This window comes from Pseudomonas guariconensis, from assembly GCF_040822035.1.
Classification (GTDB): Bacteria; Pseudomonadota; Gammaproteobacteria; order Pseudomonadales; family Pseudomonadaceae; genus Aquipseudomonas; species Aquipseudomonas guariconensis.
Map to the genome: position 1 here is coordinate 734866 of NZ_CP162012.1, position 17414 is coordinate 752279.

Annotated in this window: 19 protein-coding genes; 7 read left to right on the forward strand and 12 right to left on the reverse strand. The window is 63.6% G+C overall.

From position 1 onward, the window contains the following. The first annotated feature begins 56 nt into the window (after nt 1-56). Both AB1N67_RS03280 and mmsB read left to right on the forward strand, forming a co-directional pair. Nucleotides 57-1583, forward strand: coding sequence for a CoA-acylating methylmalonate-semialdehyde dehydrogenase (locus AB1N67_RS03280; protein WP_090345117.1), 1527 nt, complete (start codon nt 57-59; stop codon nt 1581-1583). A 10-nt stretch (nt 1584-1593) separates the two neighbouring features. Next, nucleotides 1594-2481, forward strand: a complete 888-nt coding sequence (gene mmsB / locus AB1N67_RS03285) for a 3-hydroxyisobutyrate dehydrogenase (RefSeq protein ID WP_043215258.1) — start codon at nt 1594-1596, stop codon at nt 2479-2481. A 204-nt stretch (nt 2482-2685) separates the two neighbouring features. Here mmsB and AB1N67_RS03290 read toward each other — a convergent pair whose 3' ends face one another. From AB1N67_RS03290 to dmeF, 3 genes are all read right to left on the reverse strand, one after another. After that, entirely contained in the window at nt 2686-3030 is a 345-nt protein-coding gene (locus AB1N67_RS03290; RefSeq protein ID WP_043215260.1) for a cupin domain-containing protein, read from the reverse strand. A gap of 96 nt (nt 3031-3126) precedes the next feature. Next, complete coding sequence (locus AB1N67_RS03295) at nt 3127-3885, reverse strand: aminoglycoside adenylyltransferase family protein (RefSeq protein ID WP_090345119.1); 759 nt, start codon at nt 3883-3885, stop codon at nt 3127-3129. 36 nt (nt 3886-3921) lie between these two features. Then, on the reverse strand, nt 3922-4884 hold the full coding sequence (gene dmeF / locus AB1N67_RS03300) for a CDF family Co(II)/Ni(II) efflux transporter DmeF (protein ID WP_367863529.1): 963 nt from the start codon (nt 4882-4884) through the stop codon (nt 3922-3924). Nucleotides 4885-4954: 70 nt separating this feature from the next. On the opposite strand from dmeF, the gene AB1N67_RS03305 reads away from it, so the two are divergent. After that, nucleotides 4955-5230 (forward strand): metal/formaldehyde-sensitive transcriptional repressor, encoded by a 276-nt coding sequence (locus AB1N67_RS03305; RefSeq protein ID WP_043208377.1) that lies wholly within the window; start codon nt 4955-4957, stop codon nt 5228-5230. Nucleotides 5231-5318: 88 nt separating this feature from the next. On the opposite strand, the gene AB1N67_RS03310 is transcribed toward AB1N67_RS03305, so the two are convergent. The 8 genes from AB1N67_RS03310 to AB1N67_RS03345 all read right to left on the reverse strand — a co-directional run bounded on the left by AB1N67_RS03310 (nt 5319) and on the right by AB1N67_RS03345 (nt 12564). Continuing rightward, nucleotides 5319-6251: a phosphatidate cytidylyltransferase gene (locus AB1N67_RS03310; RefSeq protein WP_102081189.1), complete on the reverse strand. Its 933-nt coding sequence runs from the start codon at nt 6249-6251 to the stop codon at nt 5319-5321. A 1-nt stretch (nt 6252) separates the two neighbouring features. Next, on the reverse strand, nt 6253-6876 hold the full coding sequence (locus AB1N67_RS03315) for a 1-acyl-sn-glycerol-3-phosphate acyltransferase (protein WP_043208380.1): 624 nt from the start codon (nt 6874-6876) through the stop codon (nt 6253-6255). Nucleotides 6877-6886: 10 nt separating this feature from the next. Then, a complete protein-coding gene (locus tag AB1N67_RS03320; protein ID WP_090345126.1) occupies nt 6887-7315 on the reverse strand; it encodes a hypothetical protein in 429 nt (142 codons plus the stop codon). Beyond that, entirely contained in the window at nt 7312-8670 is a 1359-nt protein-coding gene (locus tag AB1N67_RS03325; RefSeq protein ID WP_043208385.1) for a phosphatase PAP2/dual specificity phosphatase family protein, read from the reverse strand. The genes AB1N67_RS03320 and AB1N67_RS03325 overlap by 4 nt, the downstream gene beginning before the upstream one ends. Next, nucleotides 8670-10418 carry a bifunctional alpha/beta hydrolase/class I SAM-dependent methyltransferase gene (locus AB1N67_RS03330; RefSeq protein WP_324723121.1) on the reverse strand — a complete coding sequence of 583 codons (1749 nt, stop codon included), beginning with the start codon at nt 10416-10418 and terminating at the stop codon, nt 8670-8672. Before AB1N67_RS03330 ends, AB1N67_RS03325 begins: the two co-directional genes overlap by 1 nt. Nucleotides 10419-10448: 30 nt before the next feature. Then, a complete protein-coding gene (locus AB1N67_RS03335) occupies nt 10449-11054 on the reverse strand; it encodes a CDP-alcohol phosphatidyltransferase family protein (protein WP_090345315.1) in 606 nt (201 codons plus the stop codon). A gap of 82 nt (nt 11055-11136) precedes the next feature. Beyond that, complete coding sequence (locus tag AB1N67_RS03340) at nt 11137-11532, reverse strand: hypothetical protein (protein WP_250034434.1); 396 nt, start codon at nt 11530-11532, stop codon at nt 11137-11139. A gap of 147 nt (nt 11533-11679) precedes the next feature. Then, complete coding sequence (locus AB1N67_RS03345) at nt 11680-12564, reverse strand: LysR substrate-binding domain-containing protein (RefSeq protein ID WP_043208392.1); 885 nt, start codon at nt 12562-12564, stop codon at nt 11680-11682. Between the two features lie 77 nt (nt 12565-12641). On the opposite strand from AB1N67_RS03345, the gene AB1N67_RS03350 reads away from it, so the two are divergent. Beyond that, on the forward strand, nt 12642-13406 hold the full coding sequence (locus AB1N67_RS03350; protein ID WP_043208394.1) for a sulfite exporter TauE/SafE family protein: 765 nt from the start codon (nt 12642-12644) through the stop codon (nt 13404-13406). Here the strand turns inward: AB1N67_RS03350 and AB1N67_RS03355 are convergent. Next, on the reverse strand, nt 13396-13710 hold the full coding sequence (locus tag AB1N67_RS03355) for a putative quinol monooxygenase (protein ID WP_182941792.1): 315 nt from the start codon (nt 13708-13710) through the stop codon (nt 13396-13398). The two genes, AB1N67_RS03350 and AB1N67_RS03355, sit on opposite strands and share 11 nt — an antisense overlap. Nucleotides 13711-13900: 190 nt before the next feature. Between AB1N67_RS03355 and AB1N67_RS03360 the strand changes: the two genes are divergently transcribed. From AB1N67_RS03360 to ggt, 3 genes are all read left to right on the forward strand, one after another. Then, nucleotides 13901-14491 (forward strand): NAD(P)H-dependent oxidoreductase, encoded by a 591-nt coding sequence (locus AB1N67_RS03360; protein WP_043208399.1) that lies wholly within the window; start codon nt 13901-13903, stop codon nt 14489-14491. Nucleotides 14492-14637: 146 nt separating this feature from the next. After that, nucleotides 14638-15534 (forward strand): LysR family transcriptional regulator, encoded by an 897-nt coding sequence (locus tag AB1N67_RS03365; protein ID WP_043208400.1) that lies wholly within the window; start codon nt 14638-14640, stop codon nt 15532-15534. 118 nt (nt 15535-15652) lie between these two features. Beyond that, nucleotides 15653-17320 (forward strand): gamma-glutamyltransferase, encoded by a 1668-nt coding sequence (ggt, locus tag AB1N67_RS03370; protein WP_043208402.1) that lies wholly within the window; start codon nt 15653-15655, stop codon nt 17318-17320. Nucleotides 17321-17414: the final 94 nt, after the last annotated feature.

Consider the following 17414-nt stretch of genomic DNA (forward strand, 5'->3'; position numbering starts at 1 on the left):
CCCCGCCTCGGCGCGCTGGCGATCTCGTTCCGACAATAATTCCAAGGAGAGCGCAGATGAACGCACCCCATACCCCCGATCAGGCCAAGGTCGAGCAGGTCAAGCTGCTGATCGACGGCCAGTGGGTCGAGTCCAAGACCACCGAGTGGCGCGACATCGTCAACCCGGCCACCCAGCAGGTGCTGGCGCGGGTGCCGTTCGCCACCGTAGAGGAAGTCGACGCCGCCGTGGCTGCGGCCCAGCGAGCCTTCGCCAGCTGGCGCGACACCCCCATCGGCGCGCGTATGCGCATCATGCTCAAGCTGCAGGCGCTGATCCGCGAACACACCAAGCGTATCGCCCAGACCCTCAGTGCCGAGCAGGGCAAGACCCTCGCCGATGCCGAAGGCGATATCTTCCGCGGCCTGGAGGTGGTCGAGCACGCGGCCTCGATCGGCACCCTGCAGATGGGCGAGTTCGCCGAAAACGTCGCAGGTGGCGTGGACACCTATACCCTGCGCCAACCGATCGGCGTATGCGCTGGCATCACCCCGTTCAACTTCCCGGCGATGATTCCGCTGTGGATGTTCCCGATGGCCATCGTTTGCGGCAACACCTTCGTGCTCAAGCCGTCCGAACAGGACCCACTGTCGACCATGATGCTGGTGGAACTGGCCCTGGAAGCCGGCATACCGGCCGGTGTGCTGAACGTGGTGCATGGCGGCAAGCAGGTGGTGGATGCGATCTGCACCCACAAGGACATCAAGGCGATTTCCTTTGTCGGTTCCACCGAGGTCGGCACCCACGTGTACAACCTGGCTAGCCAGCACGGCAAGCGCGTGCAGTCGATGATGGGCGCCAAGAACCACGCCGTGGTGCTGCCGGACGCCAACCGTACCCAGACGATCAATGCCCTGGTCGGTGCTGCTTTCGGCGCGGCCGGTCAGCGCTGCATGGCCACCTCGGTGGCGGTGTTGGTAGGCAAGGCCCGCGAATGGCTGCCGGACATCAAGGAAGCCGCCAGCAAGCTCAAGGTCAATGCTGGTTGCGAGCCGGGCACCGACGTCGGCCCGGTGGTTTCCAAGCGTGCCAAGGAGCGCGTGCTGGGGCTGATCGAAAGCGGAATCAAAGAAGGCGCCAAGCTCGAACTGGACGGGCGTGACGTCAAGGTGCCGGGCTATGAGCAGGGCAACTTTGTCGGCCCAACCCTGTTCTCTGGGGTACGCACCGACATGCAGATCTACACCCAGGAAATCTTCGGCCCGGTGCTGGTGACCCTGGAAGTCGACACCCTCGACGAGGCCATCGCCCTGGTCAATGCCAACCCGTTCGGCAACGGCACGGGCCTGTTCACCCAGAGCGGTGCGGCAGCGCGCAAGTTCCAGAGCGAGATCGACATCGGCCAGGTTGGCATCAACATTCCGATTCCCGTGCCGGTGCCGTTCTTCAGTTTCACAGGTTCGCGCGGCTCCAAGCTGGGCGACCTGGGCCCGTACGGCAAGCAGGTGGTGCAGTTCTACACTCAGACCAAGACCGTCACCGCCCGCTGGTTCGACGATGACAGCGTCAATGACGGTGTGAACACCACCATCAGCCTGCGCTAAGGAGTTCGTCATGCGTATCGCATTCATAGGCCTGGGCAACATGGGCGCGCCCATGGCCCGAAACCTGATCAAGGCCGGGCATCAACTGAACCTGTTCGACCTGAACAAGACCGTGCTGGCCGAGCTCGCCGAACTGGGCGGGCAGGTCAGCGCATCGCCGAAGGAGGCGGCGGCCAGCAGTGATCTGGTGATCACCATGCTGCCGGCGGCGGCCCACGTGCGCAGTGTCTATCTGGGTGACGATGGCGTGCTGGCGGGTGTACGGCCGGGCACACCGACCGTGGACTGCAGCACCATCGATCCGCAGACCGCCCGCGAAGTGTCCAAAGCCGCAGCGGCCAAGGGCGTGGACATGGGCGATGCGCCGGTGTCCGGTGGTACCGGTGGCGCGGCAGCGGGTACCTTGACCTTCATGGTCGGTGCCAGCGCCGAGCTGTTCGCCACGCTCAAGCCGGTGCTGGAACAGATGGGGCGCAACATCGTGCACTGCGGCGAGGTGGGTACCGGACAGATCGCCAAGATCTGCAACAACCTCCTGCTGGGTATCTCGATGATTGGTGTGTCCGAAGCCATGGCCCTGGGCAATGCGCTGGGCATCGACACCAAGGTGCTGGCCGGCATCATCAACAGCTCCACCGGGCGTTGCTGGAGTTCGGATACCTACAACCCCTGGCCAGGCATCATCGAGACCGCCCCGGCTTCGCGCGGTTACACCGGCGGCTTTGGCGCCGAGCTGATGCTCAAGGACCTGGGGCTGGCCACCGAGGCTGCGCGTCTGGCGCACCAGCCGGTGATCCTCGGCGCCGTGGCGCAGCAGCTTTATCAGGCCATGAGCCTGCGTGGCGAGGGCGGCAAGGACTTTTCGGCGATCGTCGAGAGTTATCGCAAGAAGGATTGACGAGCGAGGTGAATTTTATCGCGGGCCAGGTGGCCTTCCCTCTGTAACTGCGCACCAGAGGGAAGGGCACCTGCCTCGCGATTTTTTTCGTGCTCGATTTTTCAGGTGTGGTGCAGTCTGTGGGCGCGGGTAAACCCGTTCCCACAGGGACGCGCCGTGTTGTCCTGGCTGCGCCATTCAAAGCCCTGCGAAAGGGCTTTGGCATCAGGCGAAGACGAAGTACTTGCGCACGGTCTCGACCACTTCCCAGGTGCCTTTGAGACCTGGCTCGATGATGAACACGTCGCCTGCCTTCAGGTGCTTGGGCTCTTCACCTTCCGGCGTGATGATCACGTAGCCTTCGAGGAAGTGGCAGAACTCCCACTTCTCGTAGTTGATCTCGAACTTGCCGGGAGTGCAGATCCAGGTGCCCATGATCTTGCTGCCATCGGCAGAGAGATAGGCGTTCAGGTTGACGGTCTGCGGGTTGCCGCCGATGCGCTTCCACGGGGTGGCGTTCAGGGCCGGGGTCGGGCAGGTTTCGCGCAGGACGGTAATGAAGTCGGACATGGCAGGTTCCCAGGTAAGTGGCTGAATGACACGTCACCATAGGGCCTGCGCTGGCGCTGGAGTTGCCTGGGCTCGACGTCCAGGTGTCTGGATGCGCTATGTGGGCATATGCGACTTGCAATGAAGAACGAAGGCGTTGACCTGTTCCGGCCATTGGGCGAGCAGGTCCGGCGCGGTACCCAGGTAGGCGGCGCGCGCGTTGGCCAGCACCGGTTGGTGCGCGTCTGGCAAACGCTCCAGCAACCACTGGGCGGCTACATCCTTGGCTGCGATCGACCCCGTCGCCAGGCTGTACCAGATGCGCGCCAGGGCGAGCACCACGGTGTGCTCGTCGCCGGTCCAGTCCTCGGGCGTGTTCCATTGGGCCAGGGTGTCGGCAAAGGCTTGTTTCAGGTCGGCGGGCGGCACCGGGTCGAACCAGCTCGCAGCCGCTTCGCCCACCAGGCAAAGGCTGTGCTGGCGGGCCTTGGTCAGCAGAATGGCCAGGTCCGGGTCGAGCTGGGCAGGTTCGACCTCGCCTGCCAGCAGCGATGCTCGCAGCCACTCACCGAATTGCAGCTCGCGGCGGGCCGGATAGCGCCAGGGATGGATGTCGTCGCGTACCAACAGCGTCACCTCCAGGGCGCGCAGGTTGGGGTCTGCTCCCGGTGGTGCGGAAACATCCAGCAGCGCGCGCATCAACCCCTGGCGTGTGGCGTCGGACAGCGGTCGGGACACAGTCACCAGCAGGTCGAGATCGCTGTGCGGCCTCAATCCACCGGCCACGGCCGAGCCGTACAGGTGGATGGCCTGCAAGGCGTCGCCAAGGTGCTGGGCAAGCAGTTGCTGGGCAGCGAGCAGTTGTGGGTCGGTCATGGTGCGCCTCCTGAGGGCACACCATAGCAATCACCCTCAGGCGTTGGCCATTGCGTTGACTTCGACCGTGATGTGCGCCAGTTCTTCATGGACCGCCAGTGCCTGGCGTACGGTGTCGGCGCTAAGACAGCCCGTCGCCGCCAGGCTGAGAATGCAGGCGTACTGGTCCTTGCCGACACGCCACACGTGCAAGTCGGTGAGGGTGGCCGGTACCGACAGTTGCGCCACGGCGTCGCGGATCTCCTGGACCACGGGCGCGTCCATCTCGGCGTCCAGCAATACCCGCCCGGTGTCACGCAGCAGGCCTTTGGCCCACACCGCCACCAGCACCGCTCCCACCAGGCCCATCACCGGGTCGAGCCAGCCGGCGCCCCAGAACTTGCCGGACAGCAGGGCAATGATCGCCAGCACCGAGGTCGCGGCGTCGGCCATCACGTGCAGGTAGGCCGATCGCAGGTTCAGGTCATGGTGGTGGTGGTGGTGGTGGTGGTGGTGGTGATCATGATGATGGCCATGATGGTGATCGTGATGGTGATCGTGATGGTGATCGTCGCGCAGCAGCCAGGCACAGGCGAGGTTCACGGCAAGCCCGAGTGCCGCAAGGGTGATGGCTTGGTCATAGTGAATCGGCCCAGGTGTCAGCAGCCGCTCGACCGACTGGAAGGCCATGAGCCCGGCTACGCCCAGCAGAAGCAAAGCGCTGGAGTAGCCGCCGAGGATCTCGATCTTCCACGTGCCGAAGGCGAAGCGACGGTCGCGGGCGTAGCGCCGTGCGGCAGCGTACGCCAGCAGTGAGAGCCCCAGGGCCAGGGCATGGGAGCTCATGTGCCAGCCGTCGGCCAGCAGCGCCATGGAGTTGAAGTACCAGCCGCCGGCGATCTCCGCCACCATCATCACCGCCGTGAGCCACACGGCCAGGCGTGTCTTGCGCTCGGCGCCGAGGTTGCCGGTATGGAACTGATGGCTGTGCAGCCACTTGTCTGAGGTTTGCGCAACCATGGTTTATCATGCTCCGGTAGATAGGCGAAATATACTATACCCCAGTATACCTAGAGTGATGCAGAACCCTATGGCACATACCATCAAGAGCAAGAAGCAACTGCTGACCCGTGTGCGCAAGATCAAGGGCCAAGCCGCAGCCCTGGAAAGCGCGTTGGAGCAGGACAAGGACTGCTTGGCGATCCTGCAGCAAATCGCCGCCGTACGAGGTGCGGTGAATGGGTTGATGGCCGAGGTGATGGAAGGGCACATTCGTGAGCATCTGGTGGCCGATGACCTGAGTGCCGAGCAGCGCCAGGAGGAGGCCGACAAGGTGGCCTCGCTGCTGCGCTCTTACCTCAAGTAACCAGTGTGGGCTGCGTTGCGGCCCATCGCAGGCTTGGCGATTCGGCAAGCCCAGGCCGCAGTTCTGAATACCCCCTGGGGGTATTTCTCTAGGCCCACCAGTACCGTACGAAGTGGAAGAACACCGGCGCCGCGAAGCACACCGAGTCCATGCGGTCCAGCATGCCGCCGTGGCCTTCGATCATGTGTCCCCAGTCCTTCACCCCGCGGTCGCGCTTGATCGCCGACATCACCAGCCCGCCAAAGAAGCCCATGGCATTGACGGTCAGCGCCATCAGCGCTGCCTGCCAGAAGTTGAACGGGGTGATCCAGCACAGCAAGGCGCCCACCAAGGTGGCCAAAGCTACGCCGCCGGCCAGCCCTTCGACGGTCTTGGAGGGCGACAGGTTAGGCGCCACCTTGCGTTTGCCGAACAGCTTGCCGCAGACGTACTGCAACACATCGCTGATCTGCACCACAAGGATCAGCCAAGCGATCAGCAACAGGTTGCGGCCTTCATAACCGGGAATGTCCAAGGTCATCAATGCCGGCACCGAGGACAGGCAGTACACCGCGATCATCAGCCCCCACTGCACCTTGGAAGCGCGCTCGAGAAAGCGCGTGGTGTCGCCACCGAAGCTCGCCAGGATCGGCAGGAACAGAAACAGGTACACCGGGATGAAGATGCTGAACAAACCGTACCAGTCCATGGCGATCAACAGGTACTGCACCGGCAGCGCCACGTAGAACGCCGCCACCAACGCCGGGTAATCGCTGCGCCGGGTGGGCGTGAGGGTCATGAACTCGCGCAGGGCATAGAACGAGACGAAGTAGAACAGGGCGATCACGCCGTACTTGCCGAACACGAAAGCGATGCCGATCACCAGCACCATCACCCACCAGGCGTTGATGCGGGCGTTGAGGTTGTCGATCACTGCGTGCGGCGCGGGGCCGGCGCGCCATTTGAGTAGACGGCCGATCACGCTGGCGAGCAGGAGCAGGGCGCCGATGCCGGCGAACAGGGAAAGGGTGTTGTCGTCCATCTCAGGCATCCTTCGGGGCCAGGTTCAGCAGGGCCTGGCGGGCCCGCTCGAGAAAGGCCTGCTTGCTCTCGTCAGGCAGCAGGTGCAGGGGTTCGCCGAAGCTCAAGGTGCACAGCAGCGGCAAGGGCAGGGCGCGGCCCTTGGGCATGACGCGGTTGAGGTTGGCGATCCACACTGGCACCAGCTCGATATCAGGGTTGGCCGAGGCCAGGTGGAACAGGCCGCTCTTGAACGGCAGCAGTGGCTCATCGCTGAGATTGCGGGTGCCTTCAGGGAAGAAGATCAGCGAATCGCCTTGGCCCAAGGCATCGAGCACCGGTTGCAGTGGGTTGTCGTTGGACTCGCCACGCTGGCGGTCGATCAGTACGGCGTCGAACACGTTACGGATCAGAAACTCCCGGATGCCCGGCTTGGCCCAATAGTCGGCCCCGGCGACCGGGCGTGTACGGCGGCGCAGTGGTTCGGGCAGCGAGGCCCAGAGCAGCACGAAGTCGCCATGGCTGCTGTGGTTGGCAAAATACAGGCGTTGCCTGGGGTGCGGCGTGCAGCCGAGCCAGAGAGCCCGGGCACCGGTGATCAGGCGTGCGGCAGAGGTGATGGCAAAGGCGGTCAAGGCGGCGAACATGGCGCGGTGGTTATCCGGTGAAAGAGAGTAACAGCAGGGTAGTCAGGGCTAGCACGACTTGCGCGGCGAAGCACAGCGCCTGGCGTCGCAGCAGGCCCAGCGCGCCCTGGCTGCGCGAGGGCCAGTCGCGTGCGTCGTGGGCGTGGGGCTTGAGGTTCAAGTCAAACAGGGCGCGATCCAAGGCTTGGGTGTCGGCGGTGAGGTCTGCGCTGCTGGCGAGCCGGGCGAACAGCGCGGCGTCCAAGGCTACGCGGATTGCCCAGTACTTGTGCAGCAGCCCCAGCCCCAGCAACACCGCGCACACCGCACTGGCCAGCGGGGGCAGGTGTGTCACCAGGGGGGCCAGGCCGTAGGCCAGGGCCAACAGGGTGATGCCATCGGACAAGCATTCGAGCTGTCGACCACGGCCCAGCAGGCTGGCCACCAGATGCAGGTTCATGGCTGGGCCTCCAGCTGTTCGAGTGCCATGCGATGGCCTGGATGTAACACGACAGAGGGTCGGGCTTTGCGGATCAGCGCTTCGGCCTGGGTAACGTTGGCGCAACGGCCACTGTGCACCAGCCAGGCGGCCACCGCGCTGGCGCTGCGGGAGTAGCCCAGGGCGCAGCAGACCAGGACCGGGCCCTGCTGACGCAGGCATTCGATGGCCTCGGCGGCCTGTCTGAGCAAGCTGGCATCCGGGACGATCAGGTCCAGGGTGGGCAGGCAGGTGTAATGTGCGGGCATCTGCATTGTCTGGCCTGGCCCATTTGCGGGTTTACCCGCGAAAGCGCCGGCACAGGCATAGCACGGCAGTTCAGCCGTCAGGTCCAGCGCGGCATTGAATGAGGAGGCCTCGCCGGCTCCGGGAATGCGCCCCAGAAATACCCCATCGCACACCTCATCGGCCTGTGGCCGTTTGCGGGTCCAGAGCCGCGAGTTGATCCAGGCCCCTAACAAATAGGGCGCCAGCAACCCAGTGGCGGCATTGGATAGCCGTCCATCCGCGCCTTTCTGGAATCCACCGGCACCGAACACGGCATAGTTCAGCGCCACCATCAGCAGCGAAACCGCCGGCCACAGCAGCCATAGCCAGGCGCCCGCCAACTGCAGCGCCAGCACCGCGCACAACAGCGCGCCGCCCCCGTAATACAGGGCAAGCCGCCAGCGTCGAGGATCACGGGCCAGGCGTGCTGCCCGCAGCGGCAGCTCGCCCTCCCTCGGCCACAGCCAGACGCATACCAGCCCCGCCAGTGCCCCGGTGGGCAGATCGATGAAATGATGCTGCCAGGTGGTCAGCACCGATACCCCGATCAAAGCCATCCAGCCATGCATCAGCCCGCGCCAAGGCTGGCGATGAACATGACGGGCAAACATTGTCCAGATGATCACCAACAGCGCGATGTGCAGTGACGGTGCCTGGTTGAAGGGCTTGTCGAACCCCATCAGCACATCGAACAGCCAACCGAACAGGCCGTCCAGCGCTGGGCGTTCGAAGGTAAAGCGCAGTGGCCACAGCAAGAAGCAGCCGACGCTGATCACTTGCGCGGTCAGCAGGGCCAGGGCGTGGCGGTCCATCTCCCGGCGGGTGGTCGGCAACAGGAAGGACAACCCGTACAGCAGGTCGATCGACCAGTAGGGCACGATCGTCCACGGCCATAGTGGCGTTTGCCCTTCCCAGCCGAACACCAGGCTGCCGACGTCGTCGCGGGTAGCGGTGTGGTTGTTGACCAGCCCATAGCTGAGAAAGAAGAACGGCCCCAGCAGCAACAGCCAGAGCACGCCTCGGCGGATCAAGCCGGGTTCGCGCGTCATCAATCCACCCGTTGCGCCAGGCTGACACTGAAAATGCCCCACTCATCGATGCGCTGAGCGACCTTGCGAAAGCCTGCCGCCTCCACCAACTGGTCCATCTCCGCCTGGCTGCGCCGACGCATTACCCAGGCCTGGCCATCGCGGTGGCTGGTGAGGGCACGGGCGATCATCTCCAGTTGCGGGTGCCAGGGCTGGCCGGTGTACACAAGATAGCCGCCCGGCTGAACAGCATCGGCCAGGCCCGCCAGGGAACTGCCCACCAGGTCATTGCTGGCGAACAGCTCATACAGGCCAGACACCACTGCCAGGGTCGGGTGCGGATCGAGACTGGCCAGGCTCTGGCGGTCGAAGGCATCGCCTTGGACGAAGCGGGCCACCTCGGTCAGGCCCTTCTCGGCGATCAAGGCGCTGCCTTGCTGGACGTTCAGCTCGCTGTAGTCGCGCAGCAGGATCGAGTCGGGCATCTGCTCCTGCAGCGCTTCGAGGATGTAACGACCGTGGCCTGCCGCGATGTCGACGATGTGTACCGGGCGCTGCTGCTCGCGCAGGCGGCGGATGGCTTCGCGCAGCAGTTCCTCCACATGCAGCTTGCGCTGGCGGATGCCGCGCCAGCCGATGGCGTTGAGGTAGTTCCGGTCGATCAGTTCGCCCAGCTTGCCTTTGCCGCTGGGCTGGTTGCGATACACGTAGTCCAGGGTACTGCCCGAATCGAAGCCGGTGTCGAAGCCCAGCTTCACCCCTTCCGAGAAGCCCTTGCCCAAGCGCAGTCCGGCACGGGTGGCCCGCCAGTAAAGGTCGCGGGGCGAGTTGCGAGGTAGCGGCGCGGCCAGGCTTTCGGCTTCAGCGCAGCTGGCGCCGCTCTTGTCGGCATCGAGCAGCGAGGGCACCGGTAAGGGCCTGTCGAAGCAGTGCGCAACGAAGCGCTGGATCCGCACCAGGGCGTGGGCCCGGTCGCGCTCGCCGAGGGTGTCGTGGAAAAAGCCCGGCAAAACATGCATCTCTTTGCGCGCACTGCCCAGACGCTCGAAGAAGCGCTCCTGGGGCTTGCGTTCGACCACAAGGTCGGCGCCGGACACCAGCATCTGGGTCGGCACCTGGATCGCCTGGGCATCGGCGACCACTCGGTCGGCCGCTTCATACAGGCCCAGCAGCATGGTCACCGAGATCGGCCGGCTGATCAGCGGGTCGGCCAAGTAGGACATGACCCGCTCCGGGTCGTGGGTCAGCAAGCGTGGCTTGACGTAGCTGTTGACGAAGAAATTGCCGCGCAATGCCTTGAGCAGCTTCAGGCCTGGGCGAGCGAACGGCACGTAAAGCTTGACCTTGAAGGCCGGCGAGGCCAGCACAAGGCAGCGCACTTTCGGCGCGTAGTCATGGGCCCAGGTCGCCACCAGCACCGCCCCCACGCTCTGGGCCAGTACCACCATGTCCGCCTCGGCGATGCCATGGCTGTCGCGGACATGCTCGATGAAGGTCTGCACGTCCCGCACGCTGGTGGCAAAGCCTGGGCTGTCGCCACGTGCTCCGGGTGACTGGCCATGGCCCCGGGCGTCCCAGGCGAAAAAGTCGTAGCCGGGCATGTCCAGCTCATCGGCCAAATGGGCCATGCGCCCGCCGTGTTCGTGGCCGCGGTGGAACATCACCACCGCCCGGCGTGGCTGGTATTCGTTACGGGTGGCGGGCCAATAGCGGTAATGCAGCTCGACGCCATCATGGGTGCAGAAGTGCAGCGATTGCGCTTGGCGCATGGCGAAGGTCCTTGTCCGGCGGCGAAGAGGTCAGCGAGTTTCGGCCAGGCCTTGGCGAACCCGGTTGTAGAGGGTATAGAGCGAGAGTGCGAGGATGACCAGCAGCAGGCCGTCGATCCATGCTGCGCTCAGCACCCCGAAAGCGATCCCGGTGCCCAGCACACCAAAGGCGAAGGCCCGGTCGCTCTTGCCCATGGGCCCGTCGTATCGCCGCGAAGCCCCCGCCAGCGGCCCCATCACGCCGGCGTACTCGCTGATGACCGCGCTCACGACCACCAGCACCACCAGCGCCGGTGATACCCCCGGCAACAGGGCGAATGGTAGGTACAGCGCCGCATCGGCGACCACGTCGCACAGCTCGTTGAGGTAAGCCCCAAGCTTCGATTGCTGGCCGAACTCCCGCGCCAGCATGCCGTCGACGGCATTGAGGGCCATGCGCAGCAGCATCCACACCGGCACCAGGATGAACAGCCCGGTCACATCGTGCTGCCAGGCCAGCAACAGGCCCAGCAGTACCGACACCAATGCGGCTGCCACGGTGACTTGATTGGCGGTGACGCCGCGCGCGTACAGGCGCTTTACGCCAGGGCGCAACAGGGCCTGGAAACGGGGTTTGAGTTGATAGATCGACGGCACGTTGAACTCCCTTTCATGGCGCGACAAGACCCGATTGTGAGGAATGAGCCAGGTGGGCGGCAAGGGGGGACGTTGATGACCTTCAACGGTGCGGCATGCCGTGGTATTCGTTGCCCGGTCGTTGCCTTGTCGGTTCGCTGCGTGCCCAGAACCAGGCACCTCCCTGCGCAATGACCAGGCCGCCGAAGCAAATCAGCAGGTCCGCCTCGCAGTGCTCCCAGGTACCGACCTTGAAGCCCGTATTCTCCAATGTCAGGAATTCACCTGTGGCAGGCAAGCATTGCGGGGAGCCTCTGAGGCCGCCATGGAATAGCTGCTCAGGGCTATGGCAAACCCGGGCGTGCAGCTGTTCGGGTTTTTTCTTCGCTTCATGCATGAAGCGCGAGATGAATGTCTTGCGGATATATCGCTGTGCGAACGTCTGCAGCAGGCGCTCCAGATCGTCACTGGAACACAGGCGATTGTCGTGTCGATTCATGAAGGCATCCCGTGGAAACGAAAGATCGCGTTCGCTCAGGGTTTTAACGTAGATGCCGGGCCAGGCGCGCCAGGACCGTGCCGGGTTGGTTGTAGGTTGAGTCTCGATTTCGCGGTGGGGGTGATGGGGTTGCAGCCTGCGCGGGTTTCAGCTGTCCTCCAGTTGTTTCACCAAAGCGGCGGCATACCCTGGCAACGCTCCGAAATCCCGGGCGCACAGTAACAGTCGACGGTTGGCCCAAGGCTCGGGCAATGCGATCCAGCGCAGTGGCAATACCCCTTCCCAGCGTCGCACCGATGCCAACGGCACCACCGCTACCCCGGCGCCGCCGGCAACCATGCGAATCACCCCGTCGAATCCTTCTGCCCGCACCCGTACCTGCATGCGCCGTCCTTCCCGCAGGGCTTGTTCCTCCAGATGCAGGGCCAGGGCGCTGTTGGCACCCAGCCCGACATGGCCGTGGGCAAGGCTGTCGATGAAAGTCGGCGCGGCCTGCTCGGCCAGGGGATGAGTGATGGGCATCGCCAGTACCAGCGGGTCGTCGCGAAAGGGACGAGTCTGCAGGTGCTCGTTGGGTGCGGCGGTAGAGATGATGCCCAGGTCGGCCATGCCCTGGGTGATCGATTGCACGATGCGCAGACTCGGCATTTCCTGAACATCGACGCTGACACCGGGATGGCTACACAGATAGGCGGCCAGCAGCTCGGGTAGGTATTCGGTCAGCGCGGCGGTGTTGCACAACAGGCGCACCTGGCCATATTGGCCTTGGGCGTACTGGGCCAGATCGTATTGCAGGCGTTCGACCTGCTGGCTGATCAGCCGGGCATGCTGCAACAGGGCCTGGCCGGCGGGTGTGGGCAGTACGCCACGGCGATTGCGCTCCAGCAGTGCGATGCCGAGCGAGGCTTCCATGGCGCGGATGCGGGCGCTGGCGGCGGGCAGCGACAGGTGGCTGCGACGCGCGCCTGCGGTGATGTTGCCGCACTCGGCGGTGTGGCGAAACAGCTGGAGGTCGGTCAGGTCGAAATGCATCAGCCTCTGTCCTGGCAATAGTCTGGCTGAGTATATGGCAGATTTTCAGCCAGGCGCCGAGACGTCATTCTGGCGCCATGAAGACTTTCTTGGCGTTTTATCAGGATATGGGCCCGGCATTGTGGTTGCTGGTGGCGATGACCTTTTTGCTGGCCGGTGCGGTCAAGGGAGTGATTGGCCTGGGCCTTCCGACCATCGCTATGGGCCTGCTCGGTCTGGCTATGGCACCGTCGCAGGCTGCCGCACTGCTGATCCTTCCTTCCACCGTCACCAACCTCTGGCAGTTGGCCTCTGGGGGGCATTTGCGTGGATTGCTGCGTCGCCTGGGCCCGTTGTTGCTGATGATTCTGGCCGGCACCCTGATCGGCAGTGCCTGGCTGGGTATCGACAGTGGACCTTGGGCCGCTCATGCGCTGGGTGGGGCGTTGCTGCTGTATGCCGTATATGGGCTGTCGGGGCCAACGATGAAGGTGCGGCCCGCATGGGAAGTGTGGCTGGGACCGTTGTGCGGCCTGGTGACCGGCCTGGTGACGGCGGCGACGGGCGTGTTCGTGATGCCGGCGGTGCCTTACCTGCAAAGCCTGGGCTTGTCGCGTGACGAGATGGTCCAGGCCCTGGGCCTGTCGTTCACGGTGTCCACGCTGGCGCTGGCCTTGGGCCTGGCCGGTCAGGATGCCCTCGGCGGACAGACGCTTGGCGCATCACTGTTGATGTTGGTGCCCGCCCTGTTGGGGATGCTTGGCGGCCAGTGGTTGCGTCAGCGCATCAGCGCGCAGGTGTTCAAGCGCTGTTTCTTCATCGGCCTGGCGCTGCTGGGCGGGCACCTGCTGCTCAACGGCTAGTCGAGGAAGGGCTGAGCATCTCGATCAGCTGGATGTCGAAATCGCGCTCCAGGTACTCCATGCGCTGTTCGAAGAATTCGCGCATGTGCGGCAGGGCCGAATGCACATCCAGGTCGGCCTTGCTGGCCCAGACCTCATAGAACACGAACAGGCTGGGATCCTGCTTGTCGCGCAACATGTGGTACTCGATGCAGCCCGGCTCCTGGCGGCTCGGTTCGACATAGGCGCGGAACAACCGCTCGAAAGCCTCGGCTTTTTCTGGGCGGGTCTTAGCTTTGAGAATGAACGCGTATTGCTCGGTCATGGACTGGCCTCGTGGGTTAAAAGATGGGAAGAATTTTAAAGCAATAATGTGTGTTCAATTCGTGATTCGAGCGCAAATGTATTTTGCCGATCGAGCGCTTTTTCTCAGCTTCCCGGATGCCTAATCTGCCGCCATCGAACTTGACGTGACCGGTGGCCGACAGCCTCGGGTCCCCTTATCGGAGGCTCCCATGAAAAAGATTCTTCTGCTCAACGGCGGCAAACGCTTCGCCCATTCCGACGGTCGTCTCAACACGACCCTGCACGAGGTTGCCCTGGCCCATCTGGACCGCGCAGGTTTCGACGTGAAGCAGACCTTCATCGATGGTGGCTACGACGTTCAGGAAGAAGTCGACAAGTTTCTCTGGGCTGATGTCGTGATCTGGCAGATGCCCGGCTGGTGGATGGGCGCGCCGTGGACCGTCAAGCAGTACATCGATGAAGTCTTCACCGCAGGCCACGGCAGCCTGTACGCCAATGATGGCCGCACCCGCTCCGACGCCTCGCAGAAGTACGGCAGCGGCGGTCTGATCCAGGGCAAGCAGTACATGCTTTCGCTCACCTGGAATGCCCCGCAGCAAGCCTTCGACGACCCGAGCGACTTCTTCGAGGGCAAAGGTGTGGATGCGGTGTATTTCCCGTTCCACAAGGCCAACCAGTTCCTGGGCATGACCGGCCTGCCGACTTTCCTGGCAGTGGACGTGATGAAGCGTCCGGATGTGCCGGCGGCGGTGGCAGCCTATGAAGCCCATCTGGACAAGGTGTTCGGCAAGGCCCAGTGAAGGGCTAAGGCTGTGGTGCAGCCCCTCGCAGGCTCGGTCAGCGCTCTCCACGTGCGTCGGAAGCAGCCCTGGACTGCGATGGGCGCCTTGCATGAATCTCTGTCACCCGCTATCAATCACGGCATTCTCCGATACAGGCCTGATACGTGAAAACCCGATCCGAAGAGCTCCAGGTATTCGTCGCTGTGATCGACTGCGGCTCGATTTCCGCCGCTGCCGAGCAGATCGGCCAGACGCCGTCGGCAGTCAGCCGCACGTTGTCACGGCTCGAGGGTAAGCTCGGCACCACGTTGGTCAACCGCACCACCCGGCGCATGGACCTGACCGAGGAAGGGCGCTTTTTTCTGGAGCGTTCGCGGCAGATCCTCGAGCAAATGGACGACATGGAAGAGCACCTGTCGATGCATAACCAGACGCCTTCCGGGCGTCTGCGCATCAATGCCGCGGCGCCGTTCATGCTGCATGCCATCCTGCCGTGGATTGGTGAGTTTCGTCGCCAGTACCCTGGCATCGAGCTGGAACTCAACACGGACGATCTGATCATCGACCTGCTCGAGCAAAGCACCGACGTTGCCATCCGCATCGGCGACCTTGCTGACTCCAGCCTGCATGCTCGCGCCCTGGGGTGCAGCCCGATCCAAGTGCTGGCGAGCCCCGAGTACCTGGCGCGCCATGGCACGCCAGAAAAGGTCGAGGACCTGAACGCGCATTCCCTGCTCGGTTTCAGCCAGCCGGAGTCGCTCAATCGCTGGCCGCTGCGCCATGCCCAAGGTGATTACTGGCAGATCCGTCCTAGTCTGATTGCCTCCAGCGGCGAAACCTTGCGTCAGCTGGCCTTGGCGGGAGAGGGCATTGTCAGCCTCTCGCACTTCATGACCCATGAGGACATCCGCACCGGCCGCTTGCAGGTGGTGCTGGGCGAGTTCAATAACGGTTATCGCCAGCCAATCCATGCGGTGTACTACCGCAATACCCAGTTGGCCCTGCGTATCCAATGCTTCCTGGATTTCATTCAGAAGAAGCTGGCGATGTACGCCTGCTGAGTTGCCTGAACACGACAGGACCTGTGCAGGGGCGGCGCAATCTTCCCCGGGTGTTTGCTTAGTCGAACGGCTTCGGCCTTAATGACTGATCAACAAAAACAACACCAAGGAAGTGCGCATGCGTATCGTCATGTTCCAGTCCATGGCCCTCGGGGCCGCGATCCTGAGCTGTTCGTCCGCCTTTGCGGTCACCCTGGAGGGTGGCGCGGTGGCCGCGCCCGATCAATATGGCGCACAGGTGGCCGCCGACATTCTGAAGAAGGGCGGTAATGCAGTGGATGCCGCCGTGGCCACGGCCTTCACCCTGGCGGTGACCTACCCTGAAGCCGGCAACATCGGTGGCGGCGGCTTCATGACCCTGTTCGTCGATGGCAAGCCGTATTTCCTCGATTACCGCGAAGTGGCGCCCAAGGCGGCCAGTCGCAACATGTACCTCGACGAAAAAGGCGAGGTCATCGAGAACCTCAGCCTGGTCGGAGCCCGAGCCGCTGGTGTGCCAGGTACGGTGATGGGGCTTTGGGAGGCCCACAAGAAGTTCGGCAAGCTGCCCTGGAGCGAACTGCTGACCCCCGCCATCGGCTATGCCAAGAACGGTTTCAAGGTCGCCCAGAAGCAGTACCAGTACCGCAACGATGCCCAAGGCATGTTCAAGACCGCCACCAACTTCAACGACTACTTCGGCAACATGAAGGTAGGTGAGCTGTTCAAGCAGCCTGAGCTCGCCCAGACCTTGGAGCGAATCGCCGACAAGGGCGTCAGCGAGTTCTACCAGGGCAAGACCGCCGACTTGCTGGTGGCGCAGATGCAGGCCGATAAAGGCCTGATCACCAAGGCCGACCTCAAGGACTACAAAGCCGTGTGGCGTCAGCCAATGGCGATCAGCTGGCGTGGCAATGTTGTCTACACCGCACCGCCACCTAGCTCTGGAGGCGTGGCCCTGGCCCAGTTGCTGGGCATCAAAGAAGACCGCGCGGCGGACTTCAAGGGTGTGGCGCACAACTCGGCCAAGTACATCCACCTGCTTTCGGAGATCGAGAAGCGTGTGTTCGCCGACCGTGCCGACTATCTGGGTGACCCGGCTTTCACAAAGGTGCCGGTCGACCAGTTGATCGCCAAGGACTACCTCGCCAAGCGCGCCGCCCAGGTCAACCCAAACGCCATCTCCGACACCGACAAGGTCAAGCCGGGCCTGGAGCCGCACCAGACCACGCACTTCTCCATCGTGGACAAGCAGGGCAATGCGGTGAGCAACACCTACACCCTGAACCTCGATTACGGCAGCGGCGTGGTGGTCAAGGGCGCGGGCTTCTTGCTCAACGACGAAATGGACGACTTCAGCGCCAAGCCGGGCGCAGCCAACGCCTTCGGCGTGGTAGGCGGCGATGCCAATGCCATCGAGCCGGGCAAACGCATGCTGTCGTCGATGAGTCCCAGCCTGGTGACCCGTGACGACAAGGTGGCGCTTGTGCTCGGCACACCCGGTGGTTCGCGGATCTTCACCTCGATCTTCCAGGTGATGAACAACCTGTACGACTACGACATGCCGCTTGAAAAAGCCGTGGCGGCGCAGCGCGTGCATCACCAACTGCTGCCCAAGGACACCATCTATTTCGACAGCTATGCGCCACTGACTGGCCAGGTGGCCGATGAGCTGAAGAAAATGGGTTATGTGCTGGAGGACCAAGGCTGGGAGATGGGCGACATCCAGGCGATCCGGGTGACCGGCGAGAAGCTCGAGACTGCCTCTGACCCGCGTGGGCGAGGGGTAGGGATGATCGTCAAGTAAGCCGATGGTGCGTCAGGTCATGCAAGATTGCCTGGCCTGACGCATTCGCGGGTAAACCCGCTCCCACAGGGTGCGCTGTTCTAACGACACCGCT